Source organism: Streptomyces sp. NPDC024698 (genome assembly GCF_055559015.1).
Genome location: NZ_JBVHLK010000012.1, coordinates 18941 through 30991, shown reverse-complemented (window position 1 = coordinate 30991; position 12051 = coordinate 18941). Strand labels below are relative to the sequence as shown.

Here is a 12051-nt window from a genome sequence, read left to right as displayed (position 1 = left end):
GGTGACAGGCTGGCCGCCGCCGCCCGGCACGCTGCCCGCACTCCGTCCGGATGGACGACACTGCTCCCAACTATTGCGGTGGCCGCGCTCATCACCTGCTCGCCCCTGTCCTCGCCGACCATCCCGGCCTGTTGGTTGCGACGAAGGCCGGATTCCTCACCGCACCCACCGCCCGGGCCGCGCACGCCGTCGCCGTCATCCCCACAGCGGAGATCCGGCACAGCCTCGCGCCCGCCTACGTGCGCTGGCAGATCGCCCGCAGCCGCATCGAACTGGGCCGCGAGCAGCTCGATGCGGTGTTCATCCATAACCCCGAATACCACCACGGCGACCAACAGATGCTGACCGACGCTATGCGGGATGCCTTCGCCGTGTTGGAGCGGGCCGCACATGCCGGCGAGGTGACGGCTTACGGAGTGGCCACCTGGTCGGGTTTCAGCGACGGCCGATTCACCGTGCCGCTGCTGGACCAGCTGGCCTGTGAGGCGGCCGGAAGCAAATCCCACCATCTTCGTCTCGTGCAGCTACCCGTCAGCCTCGTGATGGACGTTCACCTGACCGAAGCCCTGGACCGGACTGGGCCCATCGCCCAGGCCGCAGAGCTGGGATGGGAAGTCCATGCATCTGCCCCGCTGCACGGCGGAGAGCTCTTGTCCCTGGCCACTGCAGAAATTGCCGACCTCATACGCCCCGGCGCCCCGGTGGCCGCCGCCGCTCTGGCGGCCGCCGCGTCGTGTCCAGGCGTCAAACGCGTCCTCCTGGCCACCGGGCAGGAGGCACACTGGGACGAGGCTCTTGCCGTGACTGGCAGGACCGCCATCCCTCCCGCCACACTCCGGACGGTCCTCGATGTACTCGCCTCCCCCCTCTGACGACGACACGCGCCGAATGCAGGCAGCGTCCGCGTTCGCAGCATGCGTCCTGGGCGCCACTACCTCTGGCCCCCCGTCGTGGGGCTGGCACGGTCGCACTCTGGGCCACCGCGCCGACCACCCCGAATACGGTCCGTGCTGGTTGCGCCTGCTCTCTGTCCCCGCCGGCATGGGCAGCGGCAAGTTGTGGGAGGGCACCGAGAAAGCCGCCACCGCGTTTCCCGCTGTCCGTAAACCGGCTCTGCACCGAGTGCACGACTGGCACGGCAAGGCCTACTCCTACCGTGCCGAACTCACCGCCTACATCGATGAGCCCTTCTTGGCGTCCAACCCGGTGCTTCGTCACGAACTCCCCCTGTCTGAAAGCTGGTTCGCGAGCACCAGCACCACTCTGAAGACCATCGCCGCGACCTCAACCGACCGCACCGCCGTCCGCCAAGAGTGGATCGACCGCGCCGTCCCTCAGTTCACGGGCCGGCCAGCCCCCCAAGTCCGGCACTGGGAGGGCGCGCACGGCGACTTCCACGCTGCCAACCTCACCACCAGTGCCACCCTGCTCGACTGGGAAGGCTGGGGCATGGCACCCCGCGGCTATGACGCCGCCCTGTTCTACGCTTACGCGCAGCTCGTGCCATCCACCGCAAACTGCATCCGCCGCGCATTCGCACCACTACTCGACGGGCCATCAGGCCGAACTGCCCTGCTCGTCGTGTGCGCCGAGCTCCTCCAGTCAGCCTCCCGCGGTGACCACCCCGACCTCACATCCCCATTGAGAGCGCTCATTCAAGACGCTCCAGCTGTGCCGGGATAACTGGACGGCTCTACCCACGCGTCCGAATTGCCGGAACCGGTAGAAGTCAACGGAAATACTCTTTCCAGCCGGTAGCGTCGCAGGTCAGACAGTCTGCTCCCCGCGCCCGCAGGGATGGTCCCCAGCCCTCGTACGCGTCCCCCGACGTCATGTTCTGCTCCCCGCGCCCGCAGGGATGGTCCCCCGGCCATGCAAGAGAAGTTGGCCCGCGCAGACTGCTCCCCGCGCCCGCAGGGATGGTCCCCCGGCACGGGCCCACCGCACCGCCCAAGGTGACTGCTCCCTGCGGACGCGGGGGTGTTCCGTATCAAGCGATACGAGGCCGGGACGCGTGAGCCGCAGCACGGGGATCTGCTCCTGATCGCCGATGGGCTGGGCATTCCGCTGGCTGACCTCGTGAGGTGAGCGGCCGTTCCCGCGGGGGAGTATGAGCGACCGCCCCTTTCCCGGTCCCGGCATCGGCGCCCAGGACCGGGAGATCAGCTGGTCCAGGACGTCCGTGCGTACGTGTCCTTGTGCTCACGGTGCTGCGGCAGCGCGGGCCATGTCCAGCCGCTGTGGCCGTTCGGGTTCTCCACCCAGCAGTATCCTGCCGCGCGGCCGGTCGCCGACGACTTCTGCTCCGGATCCGCCGAGTCCGGCCTCGGGCGGGTGTTCACCGGCGGTGCTCGCGCATCAGGCGGTACAGCCAGCGGCCGATCTCGCACCCTTCCGGCGCCTTGCAGTCGGCGCACTTCCGGGAGTGAGTGAATAGGGTGTCGTGCGCGCGCTGGGCCAGGTGCTCGTGGCAGCAGCGGGGAAACCGCCGCTGGCGACCACGCTAGTGTGATGCGCCTGAAATCCTGATGCTTAGTTCTGCTCGGTTTTCTGGCCGGTGGTTCCGACCTTGGTGAGGTAGTCGGCGAGGGAGTTGAGGATCTCGTCGGCGGTCTTGGTCCAGGTGAAGGGCCGTGGGTTCTCGTTCCAGGTGTCGATCCACGCTGTGATGTCGTCCTCCAGGGCTTTCACGGAGGTGTGGACGCCGCGGCGGATGAGCTTGTCGGTGAGAAGGCCGAACCATCGCTCGACCTGGTTCATCCAGGAGGAGCCGGTGGGAGTGAAATGGACGTGGAATCGGGGGTGCTTGGCGAGCCATGCCCTGATGTCGGCGGTGTTGTGGGTGGCGTAGTTGTCACAGACGAGGTGCACGTCGAGGTCGGTGGGCACGGCCTTGTCGATCCGGGTCAGGAACTTCTTGAACTCGATGGCCCGGTGGCGTCGGTGCAGTGCCGATATGACGGTGCCGTCGGCGATGTTGAAGGCGGCGAACAGGCTGGTGATGCCGTGCCTCAGATAGTCGTGGGTGCGGCGTTCGGGCATGCCCGGCATCATCGGCAGCACCGGCTGGGACCGGTCCAGTGCCTGGATCTGGGACTTCTCGTCCACGCAGAGCACGACCGCCTTCTCGGGCGGGTGGTGGTACAGGCCGACAACATCGACGACCTTCGCGACGAACTGCGGATCGGTGGACAATTTGAAGGAGTCCTGCAGGTGGGGCTTGAGGTCGAATCGCTTCCAGATCCGCCCGATCGTCGACTTCGACAGGCCCGTGCGCTGGGCCATCGAGGCCCGTGACCAGTGCGTGTCCTGGCCCGGGAGCGACTCCAGGGTGGCCACGACGACCTCCTCGACCTGATCGAGGAGGATCGAAGGCGGCCGGCCCGAGCGCGGCTCGTCATGCAGACCATTAAGGCGTTTCGCGATGAACCGGGCCCGCCAGCGGTCCACGGTCGACCTGTCGATGCCGAGGTCGGCCGCGGTCTGCTGGTTCGTCCCGCCCTCCGCGCAACGCAGCACGATCTTGGCCCGTAACGCGAGGAACTGAGCGGTCTTTGCCTGCCGCGCCCACTGCTGCAGCTGCCTGCGCTCGGTGTCGTCGAGGACGAGGTCGGCCTTTGGCCGGCCGATCCAGCCTGCGTCCTCAAGCCCAGCCATACGCTCCGCGGCGACGGCCCGACGCCACTTGCCGACCGTCTTGGCCTGGACACCGACAAGCCGTGCCACACCAGCGTTCGACATGCCGTCCGCGCACGCCAGGACGATGCGGGCCTTCTCGGCCGAGCGCCGGTGCGGCAATTCCGTCCAGCGCACCAACTCGGCACGCTCGGCCTCGGACAGTGTGATCTCCACAGCAGAAGGCCCGGGATGCGACATGCCAACAGCGTAGTAACTAAGCGTCGGGATTTCAGGCGCATCACACTAGCTGCTGGCAGCGTTCCGGGCCTGCTTCCTGGATCGGCGGTACCGGCGCCACCTGGGCGCAAGCTCATTGCACGCGGTGATCCAGGCGGCGAGGACGGCGCAAAAAACGATGCCCTCGTGCTCTCCCGCAAGCTTACCCACCGCCAAGAGGGCTGGCGTCGTAATGAGCCAGTTCGCGAGCAGGTGTCTCGTCTTCGGCCACCAGTGCGCATCCTTCACAGGCGGGACGGTATCAAGGGCTCATCCGTTCGCCTGGAGCCGACCGGACCCCCGTCGGGGTTTGCACGGAGCTCTACTCATGGGCCGTAGCTCGCTGCGGCCCCAGGGGCCTGCCTTGACGCCACGGCTTCATCTGACGTGAGTCGCTGCGGGTCTCGAACCGGGCAGGAAAAGCCTCGGCAGACGGAATGATCACTCTGGCAGGATGCCGCGGATGGGGGTCACAGAGGCATGGCCGGTGTTGCGGACGACGGATCTGGCCGAGGCGTTGACGCTCGCGGAGGGGTTGCTGTCGATCGCCTTCTCGTACAGGCCGAGCGGTTGCTATCTGGAGGCTTGGGCGAGTGATGATGACGAGTTGCGGCGTCTGACTGAGGCTTCCCCGGAAGCGGATGTCAGGTGGCGCGGAGAGGGGAGCGCCAGCCTTCCGGCAGAGCTGACATGGGGCGTTGCCAACCTCTCGCAGGGGAGTGAAGCCCTGCGGGCCTGGGCGGACATCACTAGGTGCTGCATCCTTTGGCACGACATGAAACGGCCGGCTGTGCCTGAACTCGGGTTGGGCGAAGGGTGCAAGTACGCCGAGTTGCAAGTCGTGTGCAACAGTCACACGATTCACTGCGAGGAGTGGGCGCCCGAGCACACCGTATTTATCCACGCACGCCCCGGGCATGACGAGCGTGCGGCATGGCTGGCGGCGCAGGTCGGCGCCCAAGTTGTCGGCCCCTCCGAAGAGGGGTGGTAGCTCGAAGGGCACCGGAGAACGGTGATCACGACCGTTTGCATCCGGAGCTTGCTGCTCTGTGGTGTAGAACGCTGGGTATGGGGAGTGAGCGGCAGGAACGGATGCGGGCGCTGGGGGCACGTCTTCGGGCTCTGCGCGTGGATGTCGGCCTGACCGGTGCCGTGTTGGCGCAGCGGGCTGGGGTGGGTCAGCCGACGGTGTCCAAGGTGGAGAACAGACGGATGGTTCCCAGTCGTGACGTCCTCGACCGCATGTCTGGAGCTCTCGGCCTGAATGCCTCTGCTGTCGCGGAGTTGAGGACGGCACTCGCCGAAGTCGAATCGGCTCCTTCCATGGGTGCAGACGAGAAACGGTCGGGCTTGAGTGTTTCCGCGGATGCCGTTGTCGACCTGGCGGTCCGCGGGGCCCGGCTCGTTCGGTCATTCCAGTGTGTGGTTTTGCCGGCCATGCTTCAGAACGCGGAATACGCACGGCACGGGACCTGGACGAGATCACCGCGCCCCGCCTCCGTGAGTGGCGTACCGAGAGGCTGCGCACGACTGGAGCCAAGACGATCACCGCCAAGGCGTATCGGCTCCTCAAAGCCCCCGGCCAACGGCGCCCTGCTGACCACGTTCTCCCTCATGGCCGCCGGCTGGGACGGACACAGCGTCAGCACCCCGGGCTTCCCCGACGACGGAACCTGAAACCTCCGAGACGAAGGCCTCCTGCCCTGGCCCGGCACCCCCATCCGCACCAACCCACCCCCCGGCACCGCACCGAAGGCAACATCGTGAGCGCAGACAACCTCCCTCTGGTCGCCGTAGGCGTCGACTTCGGCACCCTGTCCGGGCGCGCCGTCGTCGTCTCCGTCGACGACGGCACCGAACTCGGCTCGGCCGTCCACGACTACCAGCACGCCGTTATCGACCACAGCCTGCCGCTCACCGGAGAACTGCTGCCGCCCGACTGGGCGCTCCAGCACCCCCAGGACTGGCGACAGGTCCTCCAGACCGCCGTGCCCGCAGCCCTCAGCGCCGCCGGGGTACGCCCAGAGCAGGTCATCGGTATCGCCACCGACTTCACCGCCTGCACGGTGCTGCCCGTCGCGGCCGACGGCACCCCCCTGGCCATGACATCCCGCTGGAGCGGCAGCCCTCACGCCTGGCCCAAACTGTGGAAGCACCACGCCGCCCAGGGACAGGCCGACCGCATCAACGACCTCGCCCACGCCCGGGAAGAGAAGTGGATCAGCCGCTACGGCGGAAAGATCTCCAGCGAATGGCAGTACGCCAAAGCGCTCCAGGTCCTTGAAGAAGCACCCGAGGTCTACGCCGCCACCGACCGCTGGATCGAGGCCGCCGACTGGATCGTGTGGCAGCTGTGCGGATCGGAGACCCGCAACGCCTGCACGGCCGGATACAAGGGCATCTACCAGGACGGCGCCTACCCCAGCCAGGACTTCCTCGCCGCGCTGCACCCACGCTTCGCCGACTTCGCCGCAACCCGCCTCGAACACCCCCTGATCCCGCTCGGAGCTCGGGCCGGCTCCCTGACCGAGCAGGCCGCGGCCTGGACCGGCCTGCCCGCCGGCATCGCCGTCGCCGCCGGCAACGTCGACGCCCACGTGACAGCACCCGCCGCCCAAGCCCTCGACCAGGGGCAGATGCTCGCCATCATGGGCACCTCCACCTGCCACATCCTCAACGCCGACACCCTCGCCCCGGACCTGCCCGGCATCTGCGGCGTCGTCGACGGAGGAATCGTGTCCGGCTCCTACGGATACGAGGCCGGCCAGAGCGCTGTGGGAGACATCTTCGCCTGGTGCACCCGCCTGGGCGTCCCGCCCGAGTACGAGGCCGAAGCCGCCGAGCACGGCGAGGACCTCCACCAGCTCCTGACCCGCAAGGCCGCCGCCCAGCCGGTCGGCGCCCACGGACTTGTGGCACTCGACTGGATGAACGGCAACCGCTCCGTTCTCGTCGACCACCACCTCACCGGCGTCATCGCCGGACTCACCCTGACCACGCGGCCCGAAGACCTCTACCGCTGCCTGCTGGAAGCCACCGCCTTCGGTACTCGCGTCATCGCCGAAACCTTCGAAGCAGGTGGCGTACCAGTCACCGAGTTCATCGTCAGTGGAGGCCTGAAGAAGAACAGCCTCCTGATGCAGATCTACGCGGACGTCCTCGCCCGCCCGGTCTCCGTCGCCCTGTCCGACCAGACCCCCGCGCTGGGAGCGGCGATCCACGCCGCCGTCGCGGCCGGCGCCTACCCCGATGTCCGGACAGCCGCAGCCGCCATGGGCGGCAAACAGACCGCTGCCTATCTGCCCGACCCCAACCGCGCAGCGATCTACGACGCCCTCTACGCCGAATACCGCCGCCTCCACGACACCTTCGGCACCGGCGACGACAAGCTGCTCCACCGCCTGCACGCCATCCGCAACAACGCCCTCACCTCGCTGACGACATGAGAGTGCCGACTGCCATGACCACGCCCTCCGCCATCGCCGTCGAACTCGATGGCCTATGCAGGCGTTGGACTGCGTAGAGGCGCCCCCTGCATCGTGCCGTGCTGTACTGCGCGCCCCGGCCGGTGCGCTGACGCGCTGGCCGGACAGTATGTGCCCAGCCATTGCCTGCTCGTGAGGGGTCGTCATGCGCTCCAGCTACCGCGCCGCGTCATCCGTGCTGCTCGCCGCCGTGCTCCTGGCGGGCTGCACCCCGGCCGCAACGGGCGGATCGACCGCGTCGCCGACCGGTACTTCGGCCACGAGGTCGTCGGGCACGGGCGGCGGCGCGGACCGGGCGATCGCGGTCGGGGCCAGCCCGCAGACCACCTACACCGTCCAGAAACAGCCTCCGGCCGGGAGCTGTCATTTCCGGTATGAGACGGGGGAGCCGTTGGGGGACCTGGCATGCACGCCGGGGGCGATCTCTCCGGCGGTCACGCAGGCGAACCTGAAGTCCACGATCTGCCGCAAGGGCGGGTACACCTCCGGCATTCGGCCCTCCACATCCGTCACGGGCAAGGAGAAGGCGCTGAACGCGGCCTCGTACGGCTATCGGGGCTCCCTGCGCGATGCCGAATACGACCACGTCATCAGCCTGCAGCTCGGCGGCGACCCCAACGATCCGCGGAACCTCTGGGTCGAGCCGCCGGACCCCGGCCACAAGGCGGGCAGCGGTGTCAACAACCGCAAGGACCCGGTGGAGACGAAACTGCACACCGCGCGGTCTGCCCCAAGACGAGAGAAGCAGACACTCGACTGGGGCGACCAGAGACACCGTGCCAGGCCGCCAACGGCGCTGACACGCTGTGCTCCCTCTGCGGCCGTTGCCGGGGGCCTGGTGGTGGCGACCGTCTGGTCCGTGTGTGGTGTTGGGCCCACCGTCTGAGGTGGGCCCAACCGTTGGCCAGGGGGTTCGGTCAGCCGATGGCGATGCGGGTCTTCCAGTAGTCGGCCGGGGCGATGACCTCGGTTCCGGATCCGGTCACGCTGGTCTTGACGCCCGAGACGAAGCGTACGGATCCGTCGGAGCGGACGGCCCAGATGTCGGGCACGGTGTCCCCGTCGGCGCTTGGCGTGCCGATCACGAACGGGAAGCTGCTGCTGGCCCAGCCCGATGCCCCGTACTCGAGGTCGACGCCGCCCGAGGAATTCGCCGCGGATGCCAGGGAGTTCAGGTTCACTCCGCCGCCGCTCGCCGCGATGCCCTTGCGCAGGAGCAGCCGGGCGGACACGTCGGTGCGGTAGAGGAGGTCGGTGACGCCGTCGCCGGTGATGTCCTGAGCGGTGACGAGGTCGCGGTCCTTCCAGGCGGAGGCGGACAGCCTGACGGCCTGGTCGATGGTGGCTCCGTGGTAGCCGGTGAAGGCCCAGAGTTCGTCATCGCCGGCACCCTTGACGGTGGCGAAGAAGTCGGTGCGTCCGTCGCCGGTGGCGTCGCCGGCGCTGATGATCTGGGTGAAGTCGGCGGGGCTGGGGGCTCCGTCCGGCAACAGGATCTCGCGCCGCTTGTCGATGTTGACGGCGCCATAGCCGTCTCCGGGGTAGACCCGGAGTTTGCCGTCGAGACGGACGACGAGGTCCTGAAGACCGTCGCCGCCGATGATGTCACCGTTGTGGGTGATGAGGGCACCCTTGAAGTGACCGGAGGGCGCGGCGACGTAGGGCGGTTCGTCGTCCGTGCCGTTGGGGTCCTTGTCGGGGTTGGCCCGGTAGGCGCCCGCCATGGAGTAGTCCAGGTCGCCTGTCCCCTTGGTCACGTCCTTGTCGGCCTGGGACGGATAGAGGGCGAGGTTGCCGCCCTCCGTGACCGCCATCAGGTCGGGCAGTTTGTCGCCGGTGAAATCGCCGGGCGCGTCGGCCTGGTCGCGGGGTGACACGTAGAAGAAGTACTTCGCCGGGTCGGAGTAGTTGCCCGCACTGTCCAGGGCGCGCAGGTAAAGGACGTTGGGGCCCGCGGTCGGCGGCTTGGCGTCGGTGATGGTGGCCTTGACGCTGGTGGCGGTGCCGGCCGTACGCGGGATCTGGCCCGTATAGGTGGGCGAGTTGAAGCCGTACTCGTAGCGTACGACGTCCGTGTCGAGTGCGCGGAAGGTGAACGATCCGGGAGTGCCGAACTTCTTGGTGCTCCAGATCGCGTCCTCGGCGCCGCTGCCGAATCCGTCCTCGGCCGCGTCGGCATTGGGGAAGTCGTTGGAGGTGACCACGGGCGAATGGGGTGCCGCGGTGTCCAGGACGAAACGGCAGGGTTCCTTGAGCGGGTAGTACGCCGACGAGCTTCCGGCATCATCGAGGGCTCGGACCCGCCACGAATACGTGGTGCCGTTCTTGAGCGTGCTGGTGGAGAAGTTGTTCGTCGTCTTCAGTGCTGTACCGGTGTCGGCGCCGACGGACACTTTGCCGGTCGACTTGAGGAGGTCACCGGTACTCTCCCACTGGCCCGTGGGCCACAGGTCGAAGTCGAGGTAGTTGAGGTTCTTGTCCTTGTCCGTGGCCTTGGCGGTGAAGGTCAGATTGCCCGAGCCCATCCGGACGTAGGGCTTGGTGGTGGTGCATTTGGCGTCCGGTCCCAGGTCGAGGGAGTTGGAGACGATCACGGGCTTGCGGTTGTAGACGAGTGCCAGGTACGTGGCGTTGTCGCCGTTGGCCTGGAACTTCTTCCAGGCGTACTGGGAATGCTCGTCACGGGCGCGCAGTCCGAAAGTGATGGTGTCGTCGCCGTCGTCGGCCGTCTCCTGGGCGCCCTTCCTCACGTCGAAGGCTTCGTAGGCGTCATGGCAACTCGATGCCTTCCAGCCGTGCGCGAAGCTCTTGGTCGCGAGTTTGTTGCCGTCGGTGAGCCTGGGCGCGTTCCGCCAGTTGGTGTGGGCGTTGATCTCACCGGTGAGGTGGACGCTCATCGAGCGGGCGCTGCACGACCAGGAGTAGGTCTCCAACAGGTGCAACTTAGCGCTGGTGATCTTCGTTCCCTTGAGGTCCTTGTCGAAGCCGATGTTGAAGAAGGAGCGGGAGGTTCCCCACGTGTCGGATTCGAAGCCGACGCGGGCTTCGTGGGTGCCTCCCTTGTTGAAGCCCTTCCCGTTGTAGAACGTCGCTGTGGGATGCCGGTCGTAGGCGGTGGTCCAGTTCTGGACGTGCTTCTTGACCGAGGGGTCGATGAACACCGGGTAGGTGGTGTCCGGGTCGTTCAGGAAGTCCTGGTCCGGAGTGATCGTCCAGCGTCCTGCGGACAGATCGTTCTCCACCAGGTCGCCTCGGGAGTCGGGAGAGGGTCCGTCCAGGGAGGGCAGGCTCAGCGTGGCGGCCGAGCCGGTTCGCGAGGGTTCCGGGGTCGGTTCCGCGGGTGCGGACGGCAGCGGGGACTCCGAGACGGTCGGCTCGGGACCGTCGCTCGCGGAGGGCAGCGTCTCGACGTCGGTGTCGCTCTGCTCGTCGGATTCGACGGGGTCGTCCGCCGTGGCTGTCGGACTGTCACTGGGGTCGGGAACGGCCGAATCCGAGGGATCCGGGGACTCGGGCTCGGTGGGCTGGGCGGTGACACCCACGGTGCCGTCGGTGTCGGCCGGCGCGCCGCTGCTGTCCCACATCAGGGGAGTGGGGGAGACGGCGACTTCTTCGCCGTACGGGTTCTCGGCGCTGACCATCCCGGAGGCCGGGTTCAGGCGGAAGGTGAGCTCGGCGGAGTGAAGGCCGTAGGCGAGCTGCCGCACATGCGGGTCGCTTGCCGCCTGTCGGTTCTTCAGGACGATGAGCTGTCCGAAGCCGTCGTCGTCGGCGGTGAGCACCAGGTCGCCACCGGGGAAGATCTCCGGGTACAGGGCGCGGTTGCCGTCGATGATGGGCGCGGGAACGGTGCCGGGCCAGGTGAGCTGGATGTCGTAGGTGCCGTCGCCGACGTGGAGGGTGACCAGCGGGGTCCCGGTGTCGGCCGTGTCTGCGCCTTTGAGGAGGGCGATCCGGCGGGTCACCGAGCGTGAAGCACGCTGCTTGCCGCGTCCGGCGGCGGAGCCGGGCGAGAACACCATCCGGGTGTTGGTGGCGGCCGGTTCCCATCCGTCTTTGGTGCGGTGCAGCCTCGGGTCGATCTTCTTCCACTCGCCGCCCACCTTGGCCCGGATCGGCGATGAGTAGAGCCGCTTCGTCATGAGGCCGTCAGGACGCGCCCAGGTGGTGGAGTGCGTGGTGCGCGCGGAAGCGACCTCGACCGACTTGCCCGTCCGGCGTGCCTGGTCGACGGCTTCCGCTTCGGTGACCGTCCTTGCGCTCCGGTCGTTCCCAGTGACTCCGTGGTCCTCTGCGCCGGTGTCCAGCCGAAGGCCCGCGTAGACGATGCCGGTCGTGGCGACTGCGGTGGCGAGCAGTGCCGCACTGGTCCGACGGCCGGGTATACGGCGCCAGTTGAGCGTCATCGGACGGCTTCCCTTTCCCCCATGGAATCCGGCGCGAGACACAACGCTGCCGGGCCAGCCGATGATGACCTATGAAGGAGCTGTCGTCATCCTGTGCGCAATTCGCGCCCGAACGGGGCGGGAGCTCGGCCTGTGTCCGACGCGCCGGGAGGAAGTCGGCTACGGAGTACGAAATTTGATGATCCGTCAACTTCCACGGGTGGCAAATTATAGCCAATCGGGCCATAATGCGCGGCGATATGACGGGATATGACCGCATTAGCGTC

General features: G+C 67.6%; 7 protein-coding genes and 1 pseudogene. 6 read left to right on the top strand and 2 right to left on the bottom strand.

All coding sequences use genetic code 11. The features are described from left to right. Positions 1 to 50 precede the first annotated feature (50 nt). A complete protein-coding gene (locus ACZ4AA_RS24725; protein WP_467606709.1) occupies positions 51 to 872 on the top strand; it encodes an aldo/keto reductase in 822 nt (273 codons plus the stop codon). Positions 873 to 1041: 169 nt separating this feature from the next. Next, positions 1042 to 1683, top strand: coding sequence for a hypothetical protein (locus ACZ4AA_RS24720; protein ID WP_467606705.1), 642 nt, complete (start codon positions 1042 to 1044; stop codon positions 1681 to 1683). An 849-nt stretch (positions 1684 to 2532) separates the two neighbouring features. Here the strand turns inward: ACZ4AA_RS24720 and ACZ4AA_RS24715 are convergent. After that, positions 2533 to 3876 carry an IS630 family transposase gene (locus ACZ4AA_RS24715; protein WP_467606702.1) on the bottom strand — a complete coding sequence of 448 codons (1344 nt, stop codon included), beginning with the start codon at positions 3874 to 3876 and terminating at the stop codon, positions 2533 to 2535. A gap of 481 nt (positions 3877 to 4357) precedes the next feature. Here ACZ4AA_RS24715 and ACZ4AA_RS24710 point away from each other — a divergent pair, with 481 nt between their 5' ends. The 4 genes and pseudogenes from ACZ4AA_RS24710 (at position 4358) to ACZ4AA_RS24695 (ending at position 8265) form a co-directional block, all read left to right on the top strand. After that, a complete protein-coding gene (locus ACZ4AA_RS24710; protein WP_467606699.1) occupies positions 4358 to 4885 on the top strand; it encodes a hypothetical protein in 528 nt (175 codons plus the stop codon). A 77-nt stretch (positions 4886 to 4962) separates the two neighbouring features. Beyond that, a pseudogene (locus ACZ4AA_RS24705) lies at positions 4963 to 5361 on the top strand (helix-turn-helix domain-containing protein); the annotation flags it as partial. Positions 5362 to 5657: 296 nt separating this feature from the next. Further along, positions 5658 to 7340 carry a ribulokinase gene (locus ACZ4AA_RS24700; protein ID WP_467606694.1) on the top strand — a complete coding sequence of 561 codons (1683 nt, stop codon included), beginning with the start codon at positions 5658 to 5660 and terminating at the stop codon, positions 7338 to 7340. Positions 7341 to 7524: 184 nt separating this feature from the next. Continuing rightward, positions 7525 to 8265, top strand: coding sequence for a hypothetical protein (locus ACZ4AA_RS24695; RefSeq protein ID WP_467606689.1), 741 nt, complete (start codon positions 7525 to 7527; stop codon positions 8263 to 8265). Positions 8266 to 8296: 31 nt separating this feature from the next. Here the strand turns inward: ACZ4AA_RS24695 and ACZ4AA_RS24690 are convergent, their stop codons facing one another. Then, on the bottom strand, positions 8297 to 11785 hold the full coding sequence (locus ACZ4AA_RS24690; protein ID WP_467606685.1) for a DNRLRE domain-containing protein: 3489 nt from the start codon (positions 11783 to 11785) through the stop codon (positions 8297 to 8299). Positions 11786 to 12051: the final 266 nt, after the last annotated feature.

Bases quoted from the DNA above. Each gene is read 5' to 3' on its own strand.
- ACZ4AA_RS24725 (WP_467606709.1), top strand. From the start codon at position 51: ATGGACGACACTGCTCCCAACTATTGCGGTGGCCGCGCTCATCACCTG.
- ACZ4AA_RS24720 (WP_467606705.1), top strand. From the start codon at position 1,042: ATGGGCAGCGGCAAGTTGTGGGAGGGCACCGAGAAAGCCGCCACCGCG.
- ACZ4AA_RS24715 (WP_467606702.1), bottom strand. From the start codon at position 3,876: ATGTCGCATCCCGGGCCTTCTGCTGTGGAGATCACACTGTCCGAGGCC.
- ACZ4AA_RS24710 (WP_467606699.1), top strand. From the start codon at position 4,358: ATGGGGGTCACAGAGGCATGGCCGGTGTTGCGGACGACGGATCTGGCC.
- ACZ4AA_RS24695 (WP_467606689.1), top strand. From the start codon at position 7,525: ATGCGCTCCAGCTACCGCGCCGCGTCATCCGTGCTGCTCGCCGCCGTG.
- ACZ4AA_RS24690 (WP_467606685.1), bottom strand. From the start codon at position 11,785: ATGACGCTCAACTGGCGCCGTATACCCGGCCGTCGGACCAGTGCGGCA.